The sequence below is a fragment of the Sphingopyxis indica genome (assembly GCF_032879645.1).
Classification (GTDB): Bacteria; Pseudomonadota; Alphaproteobacteria; order Sphingomonadales; family Sphingomonadaceae; genus Sphingopyxis; species Sphingopyxis indica.
In genome coordinates, this window is sequence record NZ_CP076394.1 from 730,588 (window position 1) to 752,030 (window position 21,443).

The 21,443-nt window shown below is 66.9% G+C and carries 22 protein-coding genes; 19 read left to right on the forward strand and 3 right to left on the reverse strand.

The window, feature by feature from the left end; all coding sequences use genetic code 11:
• The first annotated feature begins 87 nt into the window (after nucleotides 1–87).
• The 3 genes from KNJ79_RS03435 (at nucleotide 88) to KNJ79_RS03445 (ending at nucleotide 2,648) form a co-directional block, all read left to right on the forward strand.
• Nucleotides 88–1,113 (forward strand): aspartate-semialdehyde dehydrogenase, encoded by a 1,026-nt coding sequence (locus KNJ79_RS03435; protein ID WP_317152801.1) that lies wholly within the window; start codon nucleotides 88–90, stop codon nucleotides 1,111–1,113.
• 128 nt (nucleotides 1,114–1,241) lie between these two features.
• Nucleotides 1,242–1,853 (forward strand): hypothetical protein, encoded by a 612-nt coding sequence (locus KNJ79_RS03440; protein WP_317152802.1) that lies wholly within the window; start codon nucleotides 1,242–1,244, stop codon nucleotides 1,851–1,853.
• A gap of 60 nt (nucleotides 1,854–1,913) precedes the next feature.
• Nucleotides 1,914–2,648: a DUF4336 domain-containing protein gene (locus KNJ79_RS03445; protein WP_317152803.1), complete on the forward strand. Its 735-nt coding sequence runs from the start codon at nucleotides 1,914–1,916 to the stop codon at nucleotides 2,646–2,648.
• Between the two features lie 3 nt (nucleotides 2,649–2,651).
• Here KNJ79_RS03445 and KNJ79_RS03450 read toward each other — a convergent pair whose 3' ends face one another.
• Nucleotides 2,652–2,996 (reverse strand): arsenate reductase family protein, encoded by a 345-nt coding sequence (locus KNJ79_RS03450; protein ID WP_317152804.1) that lies wholly within the window; start codon nucleotides 2,994–2,996, stop codon nucleotides 2,652–2,654.
• 185 nt (nucleotides 2,997–3,181) lie between these two features.
• Here KNJ79_RS03450 and KNJ79_RS03455 point away from each other — a divergent pair, with 185 nt between their 5' ends.
• From KNJ79_RS03455 to KNJ79_RS03515, 13 genes are all read left to right on the forward strand, one after another.
• The gene (locus KNJ79_RS03455) at nucleotides 3,182–3,907 is read left to right on the forward strand and encodes a murein L,D-transpeptidase catalytic domain family protein (protein WP_245836597.1); all 726 of its coding nucleotides are present in this window, start codon (nucleotides 3,182–3,184) and stop codon (nucleotides 3,905–3,907) included.
• A gap of 155 nt (nucleotides 3,908–4,062) precedes the next feature.
• On the forward strand, nucleotides 4,063–4,608 hold the full coding sequence (gene rimP / locus KNJ79_RS03460; protein WP_317153852.1) for a ribosome maturation protein RimP: 546 nt from the start codon (nucleotides 4,063–4,065) through the stop codon (nucleotides 4,606–4,608).
• Nucleotides 4,608–6,251: a transcription termination factor NusA gene (gene nusA / locus KNJ79_RS03465; RefSeq protein WP_317152805.1), complete on the forward strand. Its 1,644-nt coding sequence runs from the start codon at nucleotides 4,608–4,610 to the stop codon at nucleotides 6,249–6,251. The genes rimP and nusA overlap by 1 nt, the downstream gene beginning before the upstream one ends.
• Entirely contained in the window at nucleotides 6,232–6,987 is a 756-nt protein-coding gene (locus KNJ79_RS03470) for a DUF448 domain-containing protein (protein ID WP_317152806.1), read from the forward strand. Before nusA ends, KNJ79_RS03470 begins: the two co-directional genes overlap by 20 nt.
• Nucleotides 6,988–7,005: 18 nt before the next feature.
• Complete coding sequence (infB, locus tag KNJ79_RS03475; RefSeq protein WP_317152807.1) at nucleotides 7,006–9,543, forward strand: translation initiation factor IF-2; 2,538 nt, start codon at nucleotides 7,006–7,008, stop codon at nucleotides 9,541–9,543.
• Nucleotides 9,544–9,594: 51 nt separating this feature from the next.
• Nucleotides 9,595–9,993, forward strand: coding sequence for a 30S ribosome-binding factor RbfA (gene rbfA, locus KNJ79_RS03480; RefSeq protein ID WP_089215271.1), 399 nt, complete (start codon nucleotides 9,595–9,597; stop codon nucleotides 9,991–9,993).
• Nucleotides 9,994–10,043: 50 nt separating this feature from the next.
• Nucleotides 10,044–10,646, forward strand: a complete 603-nt coding sequence (locus tag KNJ79_RS03485; RefSeq protein ID WP_317152808.1) for a thymidine kinase — start codon at nucleotides 10,044–10,046, stop codon at nucleotides 10,644–10,646.
• Nucleotides 10,639–11,181 (forward strand): GNAT family N-acetyltransferase, encoded by a 543-nt coding sequence (locus KNJ79_RS03490; RefSeq protein WP_317152809.1) that lies wholly within the window; start codon nucleotides 10,639–10,641, stop codon nucleotides 11,179–11,181. Before KNJ79_RS03485 ends, KNJ79_RS03490 begins: the two co-directional genes overlap by 8 nt.
• Nucleotides 11,182–11,254: 73 nt before the next feature.
• Nucleotides 11,255–11,671, forward strand: coding sequence for a DUF6491 family protein (locus tag KNJ79_RS03495; protein WP_245836596.1), 417 nt, complete (start codon nucleotides 11,255–11,257; stop codon nucleotides 11,669–11,671).
• Nucleotides 11,672–11,703: 32 nt separating this feature from the next.
• Nucleotides 11,704–12,705: a tRNA pseudouridine(55) synthase TruB gene (gene truB, locus KNJ79_RS03500; RefSeq protein WP_170935467.1), complete on the forward strand. Its 1,002-nt coding sequence runs from the start codon at nucleotides 11,704–11,706 to the stop codon at nucleotides 12,703–12,705.
• A 24-nt stretch (nucleotides 12,706–12,729) separates the two neighbouring features.
• A complete protein-coding gene (gene rpsO, locus KNJ79_RS03505) occupies nucleotides 12,730–12,999 on the forward strand; it encodes a 30S ribosomal protein S15 (protein ID WP_089215268.1) in 270 nt (89 codons plus the stop codon).
• 192 nt (nucleotides 13,000–13,191) lie between these two features.
• Nucleotides 13,192–15,489: a polyribonucleotide nucleotidyltransferase gene (gene pnp, locus KNJ79_RS03510; RefSeq protein ID WP_317152810.1), complete on the forward strand. Its 2,298-nt coding sequence runs from the start codon at nucleotides 13,192–13,194 to the stop codon at nucleotides 15,487–15,489.
• 298 nt (nucleotides 15,490–15,787) lie between these two features.
• Nucleotides 15,788–16,745 (forward strand): IS630 family transposase gene (locus tag KNJ79_RS03515; RefSeq protein WP_394357132.1). Its coding sequence is split into 2 segments (ribosomal slippage): nucleotides 15,788–16,119 and nucleotides 16,118–16,745, totalling 960 coding nucleotides; the frame shifts between segments, so codons are not numbered across the junction.
• 58 nt (nucleotides 16,746–16,803) lie between these two features.
• Here the strand turns inward: KNJ79_RS03515 and KNJ79_RS03520 are convergent.
• Complete coding sequence (locus KNJ79_RS03520; RefSeq protein WP_317152811.1) at nucleotides 16,804–17,337, reverse strand: SRPBCC family protein; 534 nt, start codon at nucleotides 17,335–17,337, stop codon at nucleotides 16,804–16,806.
• A gap of 2 nt (nucleotides 17,338–17,339) precedes the next feature.
• On the reverse strand, nucleotides 17,340–17,717 hold the full coding sequence (locus tag KNJ79_RS03525) for an ArsR/SmtB family transcription factor (protein WP_317152812.1): 378 nt from the start codon (nucleotides 17,715–17,717) through the stop codon (nucleotides 17,340–17,342).
• A gap of 108 nt (nucleotides 17,718–17,825) precedes the next feature.
• Here KNJ79_RS03525 and KNJ79_RS03530 point away from each other — a divergent pair, with 108 nt between their 5' ends.
• The 3 genes from KNJ79_RS03530 to recN all read left to right on the forward strand — a co-directional run bounded on the left by KNJ79_RS03530 (nucleotide 17,826) and on the right by recN (nucleotide 21,329).
• Nucleotides 17,826–18,491, forward strand: a complete 666-nt coding sequence (locus tag KNJ79_RS03530) for a peptidylprolyl isomerase (RefSeq protein ID WP_317152813.1) — start codon at nucleotides 17,826–17,828, stop codon at nucleotides 18,489–18,491.
• A 68-nt stretch (nucleotides 18,492–18,559) separates the two neighbouring features.
• Nucleotides 18,560–19,354, forward strand: coding sequence for an outer membrane protein assembly factor BamD (locus tag KNJ79_RS03535; RefSeq protein ID WP_089215263.1), 795 nt, complete (start codon nucleotides 18,560–18,562; stop codon nucleotides 19,352–19,354).
• Between the two features lie 307 nt (nucleotides 19,355–19,661).
• Complete coding sequence (gene recN, locus KNJ79_RS03540; RefSeq protein ID WP_317152814.1) at nucleotides 19,662–21,329, forward strand: DNA repair protein RecN; 1,668 nt, start codon at nucleotides 19,662–19,664, stop codon at nucleotides 21,327–21,329.
• The last annotated feature ends 114 nt before the right edge of the window (nucleotides 21,330–21,443 follow it).

A 21,443-nucleotide genomic window follows, 5' to 3' on the forward strand; every position in this document is an offset into this window, starting at 1 on the left:
GCACCGTCGCGGCCCTTCGAGACGGGACTTCGCCAAGGCTCAGTCCCTCCTCAGAACGAACGGAAATACCGGAAAGGCAGAAACATCATGGGTTATCGTATCGTCGTCGCGGGCGCGACGGGCAATGTCGGGCGCGAAGTGCTCGCCATTCTCGCCGAGCGCGAATTTCCTATCGACGCGCTCGCCGCCGTCGCCTCGTCGCGCAGCCAGGGCACCGAGGTGGAAATCGGCGACACGGGCAGGACCGTGAAATGCCAGAATATCGACAATTTCGACTGGTCGGGCTGGGACATGGCGATCTTCGCCATCGGCAGCGATGCAACCGCGATCCATGCCCCCAAGGCGGCGGCGGCCGGCTGCACGGTTATCGACAACAGCTCGCTCTACCGCATGGACCCCGACGTGCCGCTGATCGTGCCGGAAGTGAACCCGGAGGCGATCGACGGCTACACGGCCCGGAACATCATCGCGAACCCCAATTGCTCGACCGCGCAGATGGTCGTCGCACTGAAGCCGCTGCACGACGCCGCGACGATCGAACGCGTCGTCGTCTCGACCTATCAGTCGGTGTCGGGCGCCGGCAAGGCGGGGATGGACGAGCTGTGGAACCAGACGCGCCAGATCTTCGTCGGCGACGAAAAGGATGTGCAGAAATTCACCAAGCAGATCGCCTTCAACGTCATCCCGCACATCGACAAATTCCTCGACGACGGCTCGACCAAGGAGGAATGGAAGATGGTCGTCGAGACGAAGAAGATCCTCGATCCCAAGATCAAGGTCACCGCGACCTGCGTGCGAGTCCCCGTGTTCGTCGGCCATAGCGAGGCGATCAATATCGAGACCAAGGACGAGCTGTCGGCCGAGGAAGCGCAGCGCATCCTGCGCGAAGCCCCCGGCGTCGTGCTCCACGACAAGCGCGAGGACGGCGGCTATATCACCCCGGTCGAATGCGTCGGCGATTTCGCAACCTTCGTCAGCCGCGTGCGCGACGATCCGACGGTCGACAACGGCCTCAACCTGTGGTGCGTCAGCGACAATCTGCGCAAGGGCGCAGCGCTCAACGCGGTGCAGATCGCCGAACTGCTCGGCCGCCGGCATCTGAAGAAGGGCTGAGGCGCCGCGCCCCCGTTCGCGCGGGGGCGCCGGCGTCGCCCGGCCGCGCGTGGTGCAAAAGCCTGTAGCCCTTGCGGCGGCGGGTGCGGTAGGATGCCGTTCCGGTCATATAAGCTGAAGGGCGGGCGATGCGCAGACTGACGACGATCCTGGTGCTGGCGCTCCTGGGTGCCTGCAAGCCCGCTGCCGCGCCTGAAGAGCCCGACGAGGCGATTGTCCCCACCGCGCCCGAAATGCCAGCGGCGAAGGCCGGCGGGCCGGCTGCCGCGACCACTGCGATCAGCCTCGACGGCGAAGGCCTGCGCTTCGTCGACAAGGCGAGCGGCAAGGCGAGCCTCCTCGCTTTCGGCACCCCGCGCGCGCAGGCCGAAGCCGCGCTCGCGCGCGTTGCCGGCGCTGCGGAGGATCGCAGCACCAATGTCGAATGCGGCGCCGGTTCGATGGAGTTCACGCGTTTCGATGCAATGACGCTCAACTTCCAGGACGGCAAATTCGTCGGCTGGTTTCTCGGCAACGAGCCCGGCGCCGACCGCTATTCGACGATGAGCGGCATCGGCATCGGCACGACGCGAGCCAAGGCAAAGCAATCGGTGAGCATCGTCGACGTCGAGGACAGCACGATCGGCGAGGAATTCACGATCGGCAGCGGCGATAGCGCGATCGGCGGCATGTTCGCGGCGCCGGGCGATACGGCGAAGATCGACGCGCTGTTTGCGGGAGCCAATTGCTTCTTTCGCTGACGCGGCCGAAGTTCGACGAAATTTGGCGAGCAAGCACCGGCTCTGCTAGGCTGCGCGCCGATGACGGCTTTCATCCCCTATGCGCCGCTCAACACGCTCAAGCCGTTCGGCCCCGACATCTGGACGGTCGACGGTCCCGAAATCCGCATGGATTACGGGCCGAGCTCGATTCCATTTCCGACGCGGATGACCGTGGTGCGGCTCGCCGGCGGCGGGCTGTGGCTGCACTCGCCGATCGCGCCCGAGGAGACGTTGCTCGCCGCGATCGACCGGCTCGGCCGGGTCGCGTGGCTCGTCGCGCCGAACAGCCTCCATTACTGGTATGTCGCCGACTGGCAGCGGCGCTATCCCGCGGCGCGGACGCTCGCCGTGCCGGGGCTTGCCGACAAGGCGAAGCGCAGCTTTCGGGTCGATGCGGTGCTCGACGGCACCGCGATGCCGCTCTCCGACACGTTCGATGCGGTGCTGGTGCCGGGGACGATGGTCAACGAGGCGGTCTTCTTTCACCGCGCATCGCGCACCGTGATCCTGACCGACCTCATCGAGAATTTCGAGCCGCAGCGGGTGCGAGGCCGCTTCTATCGCTGGCTCGTCCGCCTGTCGGGCGCGGCGCACCCCGACGGCAAGGCGCCGATCGACCTGCGGCTGACCTTCTGGCCCAGGCGCCGCCGCGTCCGCGAAGCGGTGGCGACGATTCTCGGCTGGGATTGCGAGCGTGTCGTGATGGCGCATGGGCTGCCCTATGCCGCGGACGGCGCAGCCGAATTGCGTCGCGCGTTCGACTGGGCCGTGTAGGCGCTACAAAATCTCGTGAACCCGATCCTGCGGCCGGCACAGGCGCACGCCCCTGTCGGTCTCGACGAAGGGGCGTTCGACATAGGCGGGGTTTGCGGCCATTGCGGCGATGATCGCATCCTCGTCCGCATCGGGCAGGCCGCGTTCGGCGGCGTCGGTCCCGCGCAGGCGCAGCGCGTCCTTCGCCGCGAGCCCGGCGTCGGCGAAGAGCTGGCGCAGCTTCGCTTCGCCATAGGGCTGTTTCAGATATTCGATGACGGTCAGTTCGACTCCGGGCGCTTCCTGAAGAATCGCGAGGGTCTTGCGCGAGGTGCCGCAGGCGGGGTTGTGCCAGATGGTCGCTTTCATGCGCGCTTGCCTATCGCCCGGGACCGGCCGACGCAATATGCGGGGTGTAAACTCGCTGTTCATGGTAAATATGGCACAATTGCCCGCATGATTGGACACAGGCTGCTTGCTTTTGATGGGCGAGCTGCCGTTTATGGCCGCACGAGGGATCGCCGAAGGCGGCATGCGGGGTTGGGTTGCAAGACGTGAACAGGTTTATCGATCGCAGGGCGATGCTGGCGACAATGGCGGGGGCGGGCGCCCTTGCCGCGCTGCCGGCGCGTGCGCAATTGCCCGACTGGATCACCGCCAGGGCGCCCGCGGCGCCGCCGGTCGACTATCTGGCGGTCGCGCGCGCGCAGCTCGCGCGCGAGGGCAGCCGCATCAAGCTGGCCGACCGCGTCGGCATCGTCGATTATGGATTGCCCTCCTATCGTCCGCGCTTCGCGCTGGTCGACATGGTCGCGGGGACGATCGACATGTTCCCGGTGACGCACGGGCGCGGCTCCGACCCGCAGCACGACGGCTGGCTCAAGAGCTTTTCGAACCTGCCGGGCTCGCTCGCCAGCTCGCGCGGGGCCTATCGCACCAGCGACTATTATTGGGGCTCGAACGGCTCGTCGATGCGGCTCGCCGGGCTCGATCCCGACAACAGCAACGCCGACATGCGCGCGATCGTCATCCACGGCGCCTGGTACGCCGAACCGTCGCTGATCGCGACGCAGGGCAAGCTCGGGCGCAGCGAGGGCTGTTTCGTGTTCGGTGAGGAATTGCTGCCGCAGATCCTGTATAAACTCGGCCCGGGGCGGCTGCTCTATGCCGACAGGCTGAGCGCACCGCCGCCGCAGCCGGTGCTGCCGCCGCTGCCGGGGACCGAGAATATCGTGCGCACCGGCGCGACCAGCGGAGAGATGCCGGGCGCCACGAAATAGCTTCGGGCGGCGCCCAATCTCCCCTTGCCGATTTCCTGCGAGCGGCCTATATGCACGCTCACTCCTAGACATGGATAGCCAGATAGGACGTCGGGGCCGCGGGCCGCGGCGGCCAGAAACGCATGGCTTTCCGGTCTGCAACCTTGGGACGAGCATTGGTCGATTTCGACGCCCTCAACGCGATCATCGCGCCCGAAGCCGAGGCGATGGGCCTTGCGCTCGTGCGCGTCGCCTTCTTTGGCGGCGACAGCGACCCGACCCTGCAGGTGATGGCCGAGCGGCCCGACACGCGCCAGCTGACGATCGACGATTGCGCCGACCTGTCGCGCCGCATCTCGGACCGGCTCGACGCGCTCGAGGAAGCGGGAAAGGACCCGATCGAGGGCGCCTATCGGCTCGAAGTCTCGTCGCCCGGCATCGACCGGCCGCTGACGCGCCCTGCCGACTTCGCCGACTGGGCGGGGCATGAGGCGAAGATCGCGCTCAAGGAAAAGCGCGACGGACGCCAGCGTTTCAATGGCACGCTCGTCGGCATCGACGGCGTTACCGTCACGATTTCGGACAAGGAAGGGGTGGAGCACAAGCTGCCGTTCGACGCGATCGATACGGCGAAGCTGGTGCTCACCGACAGATTGATAGCTGCAACCGTCCCGCTCTCGACCGAGGGCGCCGACGATATGGAAGAAGAAGGACAGGACTGATGGCCACAGCCATTTCCGCCAACAAGGCCGAGCTGCTCGCGATTGCCAACAGCGTCGCCAGCGAGAAGATGATCGACAAGGGCATCGTCATCGAGGCGATCGAGGAAGCGATCCAGCGCGCCGCGCGCGCGCGTTACGGCGCCGAGAACGACATTCGCGCCAAGCTCGACCCGCAGACCGGCGACCTGCGCCTGTGGCGCGTCGTCGAGGTGGTCGAGGCGGTCGACGATTATTTCAAGCAGGTCGATCTTGCCGCCGCGCAGAAGCTGCAGAAGGATGCGAAGGTCGGTGACTTCATCGTCGATCCGCTTCCCGCGGTCGACCTCGGCCGCATCGACGCGCAGTCGGCGAAGCAGGTCATCTTCCAGAAGGTGCGCGAAGCCGACCGCGAGCGCCAATATGAGGAATATAAGGACCGCGCGGGCGAGATCATCACCGGCGTCGTCAAGTCGGTCGAATTCGGCCACATCGTCGTCAATCTGGGCCGCGCCGAGGGCGTGATCCGCCGCGACCAGCAGATCCCGCGCGAACTGATGCGCGTCGGCGACCGCGTCCGCGCGATCATCCTGTCGGTGCGCCGCGAGAATCGCGGACCGCAGATTTTCCTGAGCCGCGCGCACCCCGATTTCATGAAGAAGCTGTTCGCGCAGGAAGTGCCCGAAATCTATGACGGCATCATCGAGATCAAGGCCGCGGCGCGCGATCCGGGCAGCCGCGCGAAGATCGGCGTGATCAGCTATGACGGCTCGATCGACCCCGTCGGCGCCTGCGTCGGCATGAAGGGCAGCCGCGTCCAGGCGGTCGTGCAGGAAATGCAGGGCGAAAAGATCGACATCATCCCCTGGTCGGAGGATACCGCGACCTTCGTCGTCAACGCGCTCCAGCCCGCGACGGTGCAGCGCGTCGTGATCGACGAGGACGACGGGCGCATCGAGGTCGTCGTTCCCGACGATCAGCTCAGCCTCGCCATCGGCCGCCGCGGCCAGAATGTCCGCCTCGCGAGCCAGCTTACGGGCAAGCAGATCGACATCATGACCGAGGCCGATGCGAGCGAGAAGCGCCAGCGCGAATTCGTCGAACGCTCGACGATGTTCCAGGAAGAGCTCGACGTCGACGAGACGCTCGCGCAGCTGCTCGTCGCCGAGGGCTTCGGCGAGCTCGAGGAAGTCGCCTATGTTCCGGTCGAGGAACTGGCGGGGATCGAGGGCTTCGACGAGGAACTCGCCGAGGAATTGCAGAGCCGCGCGACCGAAGCGCTCGAACGCCGCGAGGAAGCTGCGCGCGCCGAACGCCGCGAACTGGGCGTCGAAGACGCGCTCGCCGACATTCCGCACCTGACCGAAGCGATGCTCGTCACGCTCGGCAAGGCGGGCATCAAGACGCTCGACGACCTTGCCGACCTCGCGACCGACGAGCTGATCGCCAAGAAGCGCAGCGAAAACCGCCGCGGTCCATCGCGCGATCGCGCCGAGGACAAGGGCGGCGTGCTCGGCGAATATGGCCTGTCGGAAGAACAGGGCAACGAGATCATCATGGCGGCGCGCGCGCACTGGTTCGACGACGAACCGGCGGCAGAGCCGCAAGACGGGCCCGCGGCGGAGCCGCAAGACGGGGAGGCCGCCGATGCGGACCCCGCGCAATGATCAGCTAGGCGACACCGACCGCGCAAAGGGGCGCGGCCAACATGCGCCCGAGCGGCGTTGTGTGGTGACCGGCGACGTGGCGCCGGCCGAAAGGCTCGTGCGCCTCGCGCTCGGGCCCGACGGCGTGATTGCGCCCGACGTGCTGGCAAAGGCGCCGGGGCGCGGCGCATGGATCGGCGTCGACCGTGCGGCGCTCGAGGCGGCGCAGGCGAAGGGCAAGCTCAAGGGCGGGCTCGCGCGCGCGCTGCACGAGGGCGCTTTCGTCATTCCCGACGATCTCGGCGCGCGGATCGACGCGCAGCTCGAACGCGCGACGCTGAGCCGGCTCGGGCTCGAGGCGCGCGCCGGGACGTTGCTCACGGGCAGCGAGCGGATCGAGGAAGCGGCGCGGCGCGGACAGGTTCGCCTGCTTCTCCACGCGCGCGATGCGGGCGAGGATGGGCGGCGGAAACTGGCGCAGGCGTGGCGCGTCGGCGAGGATGAAGAGGGCTCGGGGCGCGAAGGCACGGTCTTGCCGGTGGACCGAAGCACCCTATCTATGGCATTGGGGCGTGAAAATGCGGTGCATCTGGCGCTTGTCGACGCCCGCGCCGCGGACCGGGTGCTGGCGCATCTCTCCCGCTGGCAGTTTTTCACCGGATGGTTTAGGGACGCGGCGAACCGCGGTCCCGATACGGATTCCCGCACGGCGGGTAATGGGGCGGCGTCCACGGACTCCGCCGTTTCGGACGCGTAGAAGGATATTTGGTTTTCGATGAGTGACGAACAGGACAAGCCGACTCTGACCCGCAAGCCGCTGGGGCTCAAGCGGACGGTCGAGGCCGGCCAGGTGCAGCAGCAATTCAGCCACGGCCGCCGCAACACGGTGGTGGTCGAGGTGAAGCGCCGCCGCGTCATCGGCCGTCCCGGCGAAACTCCGAGCGCGCCCGAGGCCGAAGAGGCGAAGGAAGCGCCCGCACCCGCGCCCGCCGCTGCGCCCAAGCCGGCAGCGCCGAAGCCCGCCGCGCCGCGCAAGAGCGAGGCCGACAGCCTGATGTCGCGCCAGGAGCGCCAGGCGCAGCTGCTGCGCGAGGCCGAGGAAGCGCGTCTAGCGGCGCTCGAGGACGCACGCCGCCGCGAAGAGGCCGAGCGTGCGAAGGCGATCGAAGAGGAAAAGGCGCGCGCCGCCGAAGCGAAGCAGGAAGAGGCCAAGCCGGAAGAAGAGGCCAAGGCCGCGCCCGAAGCCGCACCCGCCGCCGAGGCCTCCGCGCCCGCCGAGGCGAAGAAGGAAGAGGCCGCGCCGCGTGCCGCGACCGCAGCCCCCGCGCCGCGCCGCTTCACGCCGGTCGAGCCGCCCAAGCGTCCCGAGCCCAAGCGCCCCGAACCGAAAAAGGAACATCGCGGCGATCATCGCCGCCAGTCGGGCAAGCTGACCGTCACGCGTGCGCTGAACGAGGATGAGGGCGCGCGTGCGCGCAGCCTCGCGGCGCTCAAGCGCGCCCGCGAGAAGGAAAAGCGTGCGCATATGACCCCGTCGTCGGGTCCGCGCGAAAAGCAGGTCCGCGAAGTGGTGGTGCCCGACACGATCACGGTGCAGGAACTCGCCAACCGCATGGCCGAAAAGGGCGCCGATCTGGTCAAGGCGCTGTTCAAGATGGGCATGATGGTCACCGTCAACCAGACGATCGACCAGGACACCGCCGAGCTGCTCGTCACCGAGTTCGGGCACGAGATCAAGCGCGTCAGCGAAGCCGACGTCGACATCCGCCACGACGAGGACGTCGATGCGCCCGAGGCGCTGAAGCCGCGGGCGCCGGTAGTCACGATCATGGGCCATGTCGACCATGGCAAGACCAGCCTGCTCGACGCGCTGCGCGGCGCGAACGTGCAGGCGGGCGAGGCCGGCGGCATCACGCAGCATATCGGCGCCTATCAGGTGAAGGCAAAGGACGGCAGCGTCATCACCTTCCTCGACACGCCGGGCCACGAAGCCTTCACCGAGATGCGCGCGCGCGGTGCGAACGTCACCGACATCGCGATCCTGGTGGTCGCGGCCGACGATGGCATCAAGCCGCAGACGATCGAATCGATCAACCACGCCAAGGCGGCGGGAGTCCCGATCATCGTCGCGATCAACAAGATCGACAAGGACGGCGCCAACCCGCAGCGGGTGCGCGAGCGCCTGCTCGAGCATGAGATCATCGTCGAAGCCATGGGCGGCGACGTGCAGGACGTCGAGGTTTCGGCGCTCAAGAAGCTGAACCTCGACAAGCTGCTCGACGCGATCGCGCTGCAGGCCGAGATCATGGAGCTGAAAGCGAACCCCGACCGCAATGCCGAGGGCACGGTGGTCGAGGCGAAGCTCGACAAGGGCCGCGGCCCGGTGGCGACGATCCTCGTCCGCCGCGGGACGCTGAAGGTCGGCGACGTCTTCGTCTGCGGCGCCGAAAGCGGCCGCGTCCGTGCGCTGATCGACGATCAGGGCAAGCAGGTGAAATCGGCGGGTCCGTCGATGCCGGTCGAGGTGCTCGGGCTCGGCGGCGTGCCGATGGCGGGCGACACGCTGACCGTCGTCGAGAATGAGGCGCGCGCCCGCGAAGTCGCCGCCTATCGCCAGGAACAGGCATTGAAGAAGCGGACGGCGCAGGCGCCGGTCAGCCTCGAAGGCATGTTCTCGGCGCTCGCCGACAAGGCCAATGTCATCGAGTTTCCGGTAGTCATCAAGGCCGACGTGCAGGGCTCGGTCGAGGCGATCGTCAACGCGCTGGGCAAGCTCTCGACCGACGAGATCCGCGTGCGCGTGCTCCATTCGGGTGCCGGCGCGATCACCGAAAGCGACGTGACGCTCGCGGCCTCGACGGGGGCGCCGATCATCGGCTTCAACGTCCGCCCGAACGCCAAGGCGCGCGAGATCGCGAACCGCGAGAAGGTGCGCTTCCTCTACTATGACGTCATCTATCACCTGACCGAGGAAATCGCGAAGGAGATGGCGGGCGAACTGGGTCCGGAACGCGTCGAAACCGTCGTCGGCCGCGCCGAGGTCAAGGAAGTCTTCCCGGCCGGCAAGCGCGACAAGGCGGCAGGCCTGCTGGTGCTCGAAGGCGTCATCCGCAAGGGGCTCCACGCGCGCCTCACGCGCGAGGACGTCATCGTTTCGGCGACGACGATCGCGTCGCTGCGCCGCTTCAAGGACGACGTCGCCGAAGTGCGCGCGGGCCTCGAATGCGGCGTCGTGCTGGCCGACACCAACGACATCAAGCCGGGCGACCATCTCGAGGTGTTCGAGGTCGAGGAACGCGAACGGACGTTGTAAGAGCTATCCCTGCACCCCCGCCCGGCGCGGGGGTGCAGCAGGACATAACCGATGCGTCATAATGATCAGAACCAAGGTCCCTCGGTCCGCGTGCTTCGCGTCGGCGAGCAGGTGCGCCATGTCCTGTCCGAAATCCTCCAGCGCGGCGACGTCCACGACGAGGTGCTCGCCAAGCATCCGGTGAGCATCACCGAAGTGCGCATGTCGCCCGACCTGCGCCATGCGACGGTGTTCGTGAAGCCGCTGCTCGGCAAGGATGAGGATGCGGTGATCAAGGCGCTCAGAACCAACACCGCCTATCTCCAGCGCGAGGTCGCGCATCGCATCCGCATGAAATATGCCGCGAAGCTGAAATTCCTGCCCGACGAAAGCTTCGACGAGGCGAGCCACATCGACAAGCTGTTGCGCGACCCGAAGGTCGCGCGCGATCTGGAGGGCGGCGAGGGCTGAGGTTCCCGGGCTGGCTGGCGCGGGCTGTGCGGCCGCGCTATGGCGCGCGCATGGCCAAGCTCTATTTCTATTATGCCAGCATGAACGCCGGCAAATCGACGACGCTGCTGCAGGCGGATTTCAACTATCGCGAGCGCGGCATGGAAACGATGTTGTGGACCGCGGCGCTCGACGATCGCTATGGCGCGGGCCAGATCACGAGCCGGATCGGCCTGCTCGCCGAAGCGCATAAATTCGATCCCGAAAGCGACCTCTGGGCCGCAGTGAGCGCCGAGAACCGGCAGCGCCCGCTCGCCTGCGTGCTCGTCGATGAAGCGCAATTCCTGACGCGCGATCAGGTGCTCGACCTCGCGCGGCTTGCCGACGAGGCCGATATTCCGGTGCTCTGCTATGGCCTGCGCACCGATTTTGCCGCGAACCTGTTTCCGGGTTCGGCGGCGCTGCTCGGCCTTGCCGACGCGCTCGTCGAACTCAAGGCCGTGTGCGAATGCGGGCGCAAGGCGACGATGAACCTGCGCGTCGATGCCTCGGGGCGTGCGGTGGTCGAGGGCGCGCAGACCGAGATCGGCGGCAACGACCGCTATGTCGCGATGTGCCGGCGGCATTTCATGGAGAAACGGCGCGCGGCCGCAAAGGCGCCCGCCGATGCTTGACCGCCTCTATGTCGACCTCGCCGACGGCGATCTTCGTCTCGTCAAGCTCGCCGAGCCGCACCGCGAGGGACTGCGTGCGGCGTGCGCCGCCGATGCCAACATCTGGCCGATCTATTCGTCGAGTTTCGACCCCGATCATTTCGACGCGAGCTTCGATGTGCTGGTCGGGCACGAAAGCCGTATGCCCTATGCGATCCTCGACGGCGACCGGGTCGTCGGCATGACCGCCTGGCTGCGTCCCGACGTGTCGGCGCAGACGATCGAGCTCGGCAACAGCTATATCCACCCCGATGCGCGCGGCACCGGGTTCAATGGCCGCGTGAAGGCGCTGATGCTGGATCACGCCTTCGCGGTGGGCATCCGCCGCGTCGAATTCCGCATCGACGAGCGTAATGCGCGAAGCCAGGCCGCCGTCGCGAAGCTCGGCTGCACGAAGGAAGCTGTGCTGCGCGCCGAGCGGATCACCTGGACCGGGCATGTGCGCGACACCGGGCTCTGGTCGTTGCTGGCGGAGGAGTGGGTAACGGGCGCTTAAGCCCCTCCTCTGAAGAGGAGGGGGGAAGGCTGGGTCAGCCTTTGTTCAGCCGCGCCCTGCTAGACGCGCCCGCATGATACGGAATCTCGCACTCTCCCTGGCCGCCGGTCTGCTTCCCCTTTCGGCAGCGGCGGCCGACGAGCCCGGCAAGCCCGTGCGCGAAATCGGCGCCGAGGCGAGCATCGTCTTCCCGAGCGATTCGACGATCCGCAACTGGGAAGGCGACGACGATCGCGGCGTGTGGATTCAGGACCGTCACGGCGATTGGTATTACGGCCAGTTCGCGGGGCTTTGCCGCGATCTCGATTTTGCCCATGCGATCGGCTTCGAAACGCGCGGCGCGTCGCGGCTCGACCGGTTTGCGACGCTGATCGTGCGCGGCGAGCGCTGCCCGCTCGTCTCGTTCGTCAACTCCGCCCCGCCGCCGTCGAAACGCGACAAGAGCAAGGACATCGCGGGCGACAAGGCGGAAAAATCGAAGGCAAATTGACAAGCCCGGCCCATGCGCCCTAGCCGCGGGGCATGAACGGCTGGGTCATTCTCGACAAACCGGTGGGCCTCGGCTCGACGCAGGCGGTGGGCGCGGTCAAGCGCGTGTGCCGCGAGGCGGGGCTCGGCAAGGTCAAGGTCGGCCACGGCGGGACGCTCGACCCGCTCGCGTCGGGCGTGCTGCCGATCGCCCTGGGCGAGGCGACCAAGCTCACCGGGCGGATGCTCGATGCGAGCAAGGTCTATGATTTTACGGTTGCGTTCGGAACCGAAACCGCGGGGCTCGATGCCGAGGGCGAAGTGGTGGCGACCAGCGAGGTCCGGCCGACGCTGGCCGAGGTCGAGGCGGTGCTGCCGCGCTTCACCGGTGCGATCGAACAGGTGCCGCCGGCCTTTTCGGCGATCAAGGTCGACGGGCAGCGCGCCTATGACCGCGCGCGCAAGGGCGAGGCGGTCGCGATGAAGGCGCGGGGGGTGACGATCCATTCGCTTCAAATCCTCCCCACTTGTGGGGAGGTGGCGGCGCGAAGCGCTGACGGAGGGGGTTGGCGGCCTGAGGCTTCGGTTGATGCTGCGCCCCCCCTCCACCACCCTTCGGGCGGTCCCCCTCCCCGTACCGGGGAGGAATTGGAGAGCATCACCCTCACTGCCCATGTATCGAAGGGCACCTATATCCGCAGCCTCGCGCGCGACATCGCCCGGGCGCTCGGAACCGTCGGCCATGTGACGATGCTTCGCCGCACGAAAGCGGGGCCATTCGCGCTCGATCAGGCGATTTCGCTGGACAAATTGAACGCGTTCGGCCAAGGCGCCGCGCAATCAGATGTGATTCTGCCGCTTGAGGCAGGGCTGGTCGACATCCCGGCTCTGGACCTCTCCCCGGAAGCGGCAGGGGCGATCCGCCAGGGTCGCGTCTGGACCGGGGGAAGCACGCAAGACGGGCTCTATTGGGGACGGGACAGCGAAAAGCGGCCCGTCGCGCTGATAGAGGTTTCGGCGGGAACGCTGAAGGTCGTGCGGGGCTTCAATCTCTAAAGCGATGTTCGAAGGAAGAAGCACATGTCGATTACCGCCGAGCGCAAGGCCGAGCTCATCAAGGAACATGCCCGCGAAAAGGGCGACACGGGTTCGCCCGAGGTGCAGGTCGCGATTCTGACCGACCGCATCAACACCTTGACCGAGCATTTCAAGTCGCACCACAAGGACAATCACAGCCGCCGCGGGCTGCTGATGATGGTCAACAAGCGCCGCAGCCTGCTCGACTATCTGAAAAAGAAGGATGAGGGCCGCTACACCGACCTCATCGCGAAGCTCGGACTTCGCAAATAAGAATTTTCAGCGGCCCCGGCATCCGGGGCCGCTGTCATATTGGTCTGCGCGAAATGTGCATGCCATAAGGGGCTTTCCCGCATCCGGCGGGTCCGCCATCGGGGCAGACAGACGCCCCACACCGTCCGGGCCGGACTGCCCGGAAAGCAGAGGCCCCGCCCGGCATAGGGCCCGGCGGGCGAAGGAAACCAAATGTTTGATGTGAAAAAAGTATCGATCGAGTGGGGCGGTGAAACGCTGACCCTCGAAACGGGCAAGGTTGCCCGTCAGGCCGACGGCGCTGTCGTCGCCACCCTCGGCGAAACGGTCGTCCTGTGCGCCGTCACCGCCGCCAAGTCGGTGAAGGAAGGCCAGGACTTCTTCCCGCTGACCGTCCATTACCAGGAAAAATATTCCTCGGCCGGCCGCATTCCCGGCGGCTTCTTTAAGCGCGAACGCGGCGCGACCGAAAAGGAAACGCTCGTTTCCCGCCTGATCGACCGTCCGATCCGCCCGCTGTTCCCCGAAGGTTTCTATAACGAGATCAACGCCATCGCTCAGGTGCTGAGCTATGACGGCCACAACGAGCCCGACATCCTCGCGATGGTCGCGGCGTCGGCCGCACTCACCATCTCGGGCGTCCCCTTCATGGGGCCGATCGGCGCCGCGCGCGTCGGCTATGTCGATGGCGAATATATCCTCAATCCGACCGACGAACAGGTCGCCGAAGGCGACCTCGACCTCGTCGTCGCGGCGACGCACGACGCGGTGATGATGGTCGAATCCGAAGCCAATGAGCTGTCGGAAGAGGTGATGCTGGGCGCGGTGATGTTCGCGCACGACGCGTGCCGCGAGGTCATCAAGGCGATCATCGGCCTTGCCGAACAGGCCGCGAAGGACCCGTGGGAACTCGCCGCTTCGGACGACAATGCCGCGCTCAAGGACAAGCTCAAGAAGCTGATCGGCAAGGATATTGCCGCGGCCTACAAGCTGACCGACAAGTCGGCGCGCTCGAACGCGCTCAATGAAGCGCGCGCGAAGGCCAAGGAGCAGTTCGTCGCCGACGGGCTCGACCCGCAGGCGGTGATGGCCGGCATCAAGCTGGTCAAGAAGCTCGAGGCCGAAATCGTCCGCGGCGCGATCCTGAAGGACGGCACGCGCATCGACGGCCGTTCGACGACGCAGATCCGCCCGATCGAGGCCGAAACGCACTTCCTGCCGCGCGCGCACGGTTCGGCGCTTTTCACCCGCGGCGAGACGCAGACGATCGCGACCTGCACCCTCGGCACCAAGGAAGCCGAGCAGATGATCGACGGCCTGACCGGCCTGCGTTACGAAAGCTTCATGCTGCACTATAACTTCCCGCCCTATTCGGTCGGCGAAGTCGGCCGCTTCGGTCCTCCGGGACGCCGCGAGGTCGGCCATGGCAAGCTCGCGTGGCGCGCGCTGCACCCGGTGCTGCCGTCGAAGGAGGATTTCCCCTATACGATCCGCCTGACCAGCGACATCACCGAATCGAACGGGTCGTCGTCGATGGCGACGGTGTGCGGCGGTTCGCTGTCGCTGATGGACGCCGGCGTGCCGATCAAGCGCCCGGTTTCGGGCATCGCGATGGGCCTGATCCTCGAAGGCAAGGATTATGCGATCCTGTCGGACATCCTGGGCGACGAGGATCACCTCGGCGACATGGATTTCAAGGTCGCGGGCACGTCCGAAGGCATCACCACGATGCAGATGGACATCAAGATCGCCGGCATCACCAAGGAAATCTTCGAGGCGGCGCTGAAGCAGGCCAAGGAAGGCCGCGCGCACATCCTCGGCGAAATGAACAAGGCGCTCGGCGAGACGCGTAGCGAATTGTCGGCGCACGCGCCGCGCATCGAGACGATCACCATCGACAAGTCGAAGATCCGCGACGTCATCGGCACCGGCGGCAAGGTGATCCGCGAGATCGTCGCGACCACCGGCGCCAAGGTCGACATCGACGACGAAGGCATCATCAAGATCGCCTCGTCGGACCCGGCGCAGATCGAAGCCGCCAAGGCGTGGATTCTCGGCATCGTCGAGGAGCCCGAGGTCGGCAAGATCTATAACGGCAAGGTCGTCAATCTCGTCGACTTCGGTGCGTTCGTGAATTTCATGGGCGGCAAGGACGGTCTGGTCCACGTCAGCGAAATCAGGAACGAGCGCGTCGAAAAGGTCGCCGACGTCCTGTCCGAAGGGCAGGAGGTCAAGGTCAAGGTGCTTGAGATCGACCCGCGCGGCAAGGTCCGCCTGTCGATGCGCGTCGTCGATCAAGAAAGCGGCGAAGAGCTCGAAGACACCCGCCCGGCGCGCGAACCGCGCGGCGACCGCGGTGATCGTGGTCCGCGCCGCGAAGGTGGCGACCGCGGCCGTGGCGGCCGCGACCGCGGGCCGCGCCGCGACGGCGGCGACCGCGGCCCGCGCCGCGAGCGCAGCGACAATGTCCCCGAGGACGAGGGCCATGTGCCCGACTTCCTGAAGGACTGATCGCTTCGGGATCGAAAAGAAAAGGGGCCGCGAAAGCGGCCCCTTTTTTGTGCTGCGAGCGTCGGACTTGGGGTGGGGGAGCGGACGTTTGACCAAACCCCTCCTCTGAAGAGGAGGGGCAGCGAGACTTACGCGCTTTGCGCGTTAGTCGCAGCGGGGTGGTGCTCCTTCACCGGCGTCCACCACCCCAAACCCCTTCTCTGAAGAGGAGGGGCTTAGAGCGTCGAGCGCGAAATCTGAATCATAAGGGGATTCCCTTGGGCTTGGATTTGTGATTCACCCTGATTGGAGGTGGATCATGGGCAAGAGCAGTTCGGTTGATCTTCGGGTTCGGATTGTTGGTGAGATTGAGCGCGGTCGCTCGTGCCGTTCAGCGGCGCGTCGATTTGGGGTGAGCGCGGCGACGGCGGTTCGTCTGGCGCAGCGCAAGGCGCAGACGGGTTCTGTGGCGCCTGCGCGTCAAGGCCGTCCCAAGGGCAGCGGTGTGCTTGACCGGCACGCCGATGCGCTGATCGGCTGGGTCGAGGCCGATGGCGACATCACGATGCCCGAACTGGCAGGGCGGCTTTTGGCCGAGCGGGGGGTGAAGGCGCATCCCGCTTCGCTGTCCCGGCTGCTGATCCAGCGCGGTTTTACCGTCAAAAAAAACGCTGCTGGCGAGCGAAGCCGATCGCGCTGACATTGCCCGCGCCCGGCGGGTATGGCGCGCGCATCGCCAGCCATGGATGAAGAAGCGCCCGGAACGGCTGGTGTTCATCGACGAGACCGGGACGACGACCAAGATGACCCGGCTGCGTGGTCGGGCGCGGCGTGGGCAGCGGCTGAGGATGACGGCGCCCTTCGGCCATTGGGGCACCCAGACCTTCATCGCCGCGCTGCGCCATGACGGGCTCACCGCGCCCTGGGTGATCGACGCCCCGATGAACCGGCGTCTCTTCGAGACCTATGTCGAAACCCAGCTCGCCCCGACGCTCAAGCCCGGCGACATCGTCATCCTCGACAACCTCTCCAGTCACAAGAGCGAGAAGGCAAAGGCCATCCTCAAGGCTCGCGGCGCATGGTTCCTGTTCCTGCCGCCCTACAGCCCCGACCTGAACCCCATCGAAATGGCCTTCGCCAAGCTCAAGGCCCACCTGCGAAAAGCCAAAGCGCGAACCATCGACGCCCTCTGGCAAGCCGTCGGTTCCATCTGCGAACTCTACTCTCCAGACGAATGCCGGAATTACCTCAAAGAGGCTGGATACGTTGCAGATTAAATGCACGACGCTCTAAGAACCTCCGCAACCGCCCGCAAGCGGTCCTTCGTATCGCGCCTCAGCCGAAGAAGCGTTCGGCGTAATCGCTGCGCAGCTGCGCCCAATTGTCCCAGTGCGGCGCCGGCGCCGTGCCGCGCAGCCGCGCTTCGAGGACGTCGATATGGGCGTGCCAGCCGGCGCTGACGTTGAGCAGCACCGCGCTGTCCTCGACGCGCTTGTGGACGAGCGTCAGCAGCACCTCGTCGCCTTTCTCGGCCAGGGTAAAGGTCACGCCGCCGGTGCTGCCCCAGCTGATCGCGAGCTTGTGCGGCGGGTCGATCTCGACGACTTCGCAGGTCATCCGATGCTCTTCGGCCATCTCGTCGGGACGCTGGCCCGGCGGGTCGGTGAGCTCGTCGTTGCGCCAGACGAGTTCGACCGGCGCGCCGACCTGCTGCTCCATCGCGCCCGCGGCGAGCCACTGGCGGCGAAGCTCGCCGTCGACCAGATAGGTCCAGACGCGGTCGATCGGGCCGGGCAGCAGGCGCTCGATCTTCAGCGTCGCAGGCTCGGCGAGCACGCCATAATCGTCTTCGGTCAGCATGGCAGTCATCGTCATTCTCCTTCGTCTTTCGGGGGGGAGGGGTGTCTTCGGGGACGCGGCGCATTCTCGGCACGCAGCAGGTGCTCGAGGGTGTCGAGGCGGCCGGTCCAGAAGCGGCGATAGACGCCGAGCCACTGGTCTGCGGTCATCAGGGGCGCCGGATCGAGGCTGCACATATGCGTGCGGCCGCGCACCTCACGGCGCACGAGGCCCGCCTTTTCGAGCACCTTGATATGCTTCGACGCCGCCGCGAGCGACATGGCGAAGGGCTCGGCGAGCTCGCCGACGCTGCGCGGAGCGGCGGCGAGTTCGCCGAGCATCGCGCGCCGCGTCGCGTCGCCGAGCGCGTGGAAGATCGTGTCGAGAGCGAGCGAATCATGTTCAACCATGCGGTTTAATATTGGCGATTCGCGCCTTATTGTCAACCGAAAGGTTGAATATAAGGAGAGGGGTCGCCATCGCCGCCGCCTTTGGGTTATGCCTTGCCCATGTTCACGATGCTTCTCCCGCTCCTCGCCCTCGCCGCCCAGCCCGCAACCGCCGTGGCCGATCCGCCGCCCTCCGCCGCTCCCGATACGCACCCCTATGTCGCGCTCGATACCGATCTCGGCACGATCACGCTGCGGATCGAGGACAAGCGCGCGCCGATCACCGCGAAGAATTTCCTCCGCTATGTCGACAGCAAGCGGATGGACGGCTTTGTATTTTATCGCTCGACGCGGACGTGGGGCCCCGCGAGCCGGCTGATCCAGGCGGGCAATCGCGGCAATGCGGCGAATAATTTTCCGCCGATCGCGCACGAGCCGACGACCGAAACGGGGCTCACCAATTGCGACGGCGCGCTGTCGATGGCGCGGCTCAACCCCGGCGATGCGACGACCGACTTCTTTCTGCTGCTCTCCGACATCAAGGGGTTCGACGCCGATGCGCAGGGCGGCGACGGGGCGGGCTTCGCGGTGTTCGGCGAGATCGTCGGCGGCCGCGAGGTGGCGGAGAAAATCTATGCCGCTCCCGTATCGCCGACCGCGGGCGACGGGCCGATGCAGGGGCAGATTCTCGATCCGATGGTGACGATCAGGACCGCGCGCCGCGTCCCCGCGCCCGCCAATCCGCCGCAGGGCTGCGTGGTCAAGGCGGCATCGCCCGCCGCACCGGCGCAATAGCAGGGTAGAGCGCCGAAACAGCCCATCATTTATTTTGCGTTCATCCGCGCTGTGGCTATACCGCCCGCATGACTGACCGGACTAACCCGCGCGCCGCCGTGCGCCTGCTCGCCGCAGCCCTTGTGATGACGCCCATGCTTGCGGCCTGTGCCGGGGGCGGCGGGGTGAAAAAGGACACGCGCTATGTCGCGCGCGACGTCAGCACCCTCTATCGCGCGGCGCAGGACCGGCTCGACCGCGGCCAGTACAAGCTCGCCGCCGCGCTGTTCGACGAGGTCGAGCGCCAGCATCCCTATTCGCCCTGGGCGCGCCGGGCGCAGCTGATGAGCGCCTTTTCCTATTATATGGACCGCGAATATACGCCGGCGATTGCTGCCGCGCAGCGCTTCCTTGCGATCCACCCGGGCAACAAGGACGCGCCCTATGCCTATTATCTGATCGGGCTCAGCTATTATGAGCAGATCAGCGACGTCACCCGCGACCAGAAGATCACGCTGCAGGCGCAAGCCGCGCTCGGTGAAGTGATTCGCCGCTATCCCGACACGCGCTACGCCGCCGACGCGCGGCTCAAGATGGACCTTGTGCGCGACCATCTCGCGGGCAAGGAGATGGAGATCGGCCGGTTCTACGAGCGCAGTTCGAACTGGCTAGCCGCCTCGATCCGCTTCCGCGAGGTCACCGACAAATATCAGACGACGAGCCACGCGCCCGAAGCGCTCTATCGCCTCGTCGAATGCTATCTCGCGCTCGGCGTACCGTCGGAGGCGAAGAAGTCGGCCGCCGTGCTCGGCGCCAACTATCCGGGCAGCAAATGGTACAAGCGCGCTTACGAGCTGATGCAGAAGCACGCGCCCGCGGCCTGAGGCGGACAGCCGGGAATGGAGATTCGCGCAGAGTTCGCAGAGGCCGCCGCGATTTTTGTTCACGCGGAGGCGCGGAGGCGCGGAGAATCAGGGCCGATAGGCCCCTCCATCTTTTCCAATCAAGCCTCGTCGCCATCGCAGCAGGAGAAGAGCCGCTTCGCGGCAAGCGCCATCTCTCGGCGTCTCCGCGTCTCCGCGTGAACTTGTTTCCCTACGTCTCTGCGAGCTCTGCGCCAGTCCCAAATCCTGCCTTGACAGTTTCACTCCCGAATAGATTCGCGCTTTGTTCTAATGTAAGGGGCGAATCGTGCTGACCGCCCTGTCCATCGCCAATATCGTGCTGATCGAGCGGCTCGACCTCGATTTCGAGGGCGGGCTCGGCGTGCTCACCGGTGAGACGGGGGCGGGCAAGTCGATCCTGCTCGACGCGCTAGGCCTCGCGCTCGGGATGCGCGCCGACACCGGGCTGGTGCGGCAGGGGGCCGACCGCGCGCAGGTCACCGCCAGCTTCGCGCCGCCCGCGCCGGGGACGCCGCTTGCAGCGCTGCTCGCCGCCAATGACATCGCGCTCGAACCCGGCGAACCGCTGCTGATCCGCCGCACGCTCAAGGCCGATGGCGGCAGCCGCGCCTTTCTGAACGATCAGCCCTGCTCGGCGGCGCTGCTGCGCGAGGTCGGCGGGCATCTGGTCGAGATCCACGGCCAGCACGACGACCGTGGGCTGCTCGCGCCCGCGGGGCACCGCGCGCTGCTCGACGCCTATGCGCGCGCCGATACCGGCGCGGTCGCGGCGGCGCATGGCGCATGGCGCGCCGCCGAGGAAAAGCTCGCCGCGGCAAGGGCGGCGCTCGACGAAGCCGAGCGCGACCGCGAATGGCTCGAACATTGCGTCGCCGAACTGCAGGCGCTCGCGCCCCAGCCCGGCGAGGAAGCCGAGCTCGCCGACGCGCGCGCGTCGATGCAGAAGGGCGAGCGAATCGCCGGCGACCTTGCGACGATCCTCGAGGCGTTCGACGGCAGCGAGGGCGGCCCGGCGCTGCTGCGCGGCGCGGCGCGGCGGCTCGACCGGCTCGCGGGCGACCATCCGCTGCTCGCCGAAGCGCTGGCGAACCTCGACCGCGCGATCATCGACGCCGACGAGGCCGAAGCGAAACTGCACGAGGCGTCGCGCGCGATGGAATATGATCCCGAACGGCTTGAGGCTGCCGAGACGCGGCTGTTCGAACTGCGCGCGCTCGCGCGCAAGCATGGGTGTCAGCCCGACGAATTGCCGCAACTCGCGCTCGACCTAGCGGCGCGGCTCGACGCGATCGAGGGGGGCGGCGCGGGGCTCGCGAAGCTCGAAGCCGCGGTGCGCGAGACCGCGTCGGCCTATACCCATGCCGCGACGGCGCTGTCGAACCAGCGCACGAAGGCGGCGGCGCGGCTCGACGCGGCGGTCGCGGGCGAACTTGCGCCGCTCAAGCTCGACGCCGCGCGCTTCCAGACGCTCGTCGAACCGCTGCCCGCCGAACGCTGGGGCGCCGAGGGGATGGACCGCGTTGAGTTCCTGATTTCGACCAACCCCGGCGCGCCCTTCGCGCCGCTCGCCAGGATCGCGAGCGGCGGCGAACTGTCGCGCTTCATCCTCGCGCTCAAGGTCGCGCTCGCCGAGGAAGGCGGCGCCGACACGATCATCTTCGACGAAATCGACCGCGGTGTCGGCGGCGCGGTCGCGAGCGCGATCGGTGAGCGGCTGGCGCGGCTTGCCGGCGCGGGCAAGCAATTGCTTGCCGTGACCCACAGCCCGCAGGTCGCGGCGAAGGGCGCGGCGCATTTCGTCATCGCCAAGTCGAGCGAGGGCACCGTCACCCGCACCGGCGTCCGCGCGCTCGACGATGCGGGGCGGCGCGAGGAAATCGCGCGGATGCTCTCGGGCGCCGAGGTGACGGAGGAGGCGAGGGCGCAGGCGGAGCGGTTGCTGGAGGTCGTGTGAGTTTTCTCGCCCACGCAAACCCCTCCTCTTCAGAGGAGGGGCAGCGAGACTTAGGCGCTTGGCGCCTTAGTCGCAGCGGGGTGGTGGCGACGCCGGAACAAGCTCGCTCGGGCA

Coding starts and splice junctions, on each gene's coding strand:
- KNJ79_RS03435 (WP_317152801.1), top strand. CDS start 88: ATGGGTTATCGTATCGTCGTCGCGGGCGCGACGGGCAATGTCGGGCGC.
- KNJ79_RS03440 (WP_317152802.1), top strand. CDS start 1,242: ATGCGCAGACTGACGACGATCCTGGTGCTGGCGCTCCTGGGTGCCTGC.
- KNJ79_RS03445 (WP_317152803.1), top strand. CDS start 1,914: ATGACGGCTTTCATCCCCTATGCGCCGCTCAACACGCTCAAGCCGTTC.
- KNJ79_RS03450 (WP_317152804.1), bottom strand. CDS start 2,996: ATGAAAGCGACCATCTGGCACAACCCCGCCTGCGGCACCTCGCGCAAG.
- nusA (WP_317152805.1), top strand. CDS start 4,608: ATGGCCACAGCCATTTCCGCCAACAAGGCCGAGCTGCTCGCGATTGCC.
- KNJ79_RS03470 (WP_317152806.1), top strand. CDS start 6,232: ATGCGGACCCCGCGCAATGATCAGCTAGGCGACACCGACCGCGCAAAG.
- infB (WP_317152807.1), top strand. CDS start 7,006: ATGAGTGACGAACAGGACAAGCCGACTCTGACCCGCAAGCCGCTGGGG.
- rbfA (WP_089215271.1), top strand. CDS start 9,595: ATGCGTCATAATGATCAGAACCAAGGTCCCTCGGTCCGCGTGCTTCGC.
- KNJ79_RS03485 (WP_317152808.1), top strand. CDS start 10,044: ATGGCCAAGCTCTATTTCTATTATGCCAGCATGAACGCCGGCAAATCG.
- KNJ79_RS03490 (WP_317152809.1), top strand. CDS start 10,639: ATGCTTGACCGCCTCTATGTCGACCTCGCCGACGGCGATCTTCGTCTC.
- KNJ79_RS03495 (WP_245836596.1), top strand. CDS start 11,255: ATGATACGGAATCTCGCACTCTCCCTGGCCGCCGGTCTGCTTCCCCTT.
- truB (WP_170935467.1), top strand. CDS start 11,704: ATGAACGGCTGGGTCATTCTCGACAAACCGGTGGGCCTCGGCTCGACG.
- rpsO (WP_089215268.1), top strand. CDS start 12,730: ATGTCGATTACCGCCGAGCGCAAGGCCGAGCTCATCAAGGAACATGCC.
- pnp (WP_317152810.1), top strand. CDS start 13,192: ATGTTTGATGTGAAAAAAGTATCGATCGAGTGGGGCGGTGAAACGCTG.
- KNJ79_RS03520 (WP_317152811.1), bottom strand. CDS start 17,337: ATGACTGCCATGCTGACCGAAGACGATTATGGCGTGCTCGCCGAGCCT.
- KNJ79_RS03525 (WP_317152812.1), bottom strand. CDS start 17,717: ATGGTTGAACATGATTCGCTCGCTCTCGACACGATCTTCCACGCGCTC.
- KNJ79_RS03530 (WP_317152813.1), top strand. CDS start 17,826: ATGCTTCTCCCGCTCCTCGCCCTCGCCGCCCAGCCCGCAACCGCCGTG.
- KNJ79_RS03535 (WP_089215263.1), top strand. CDS start 18,560: ATGACTGACCGGACTAACCCGCGCGCCGCCGTGCGCCTGCTCGCCGCA.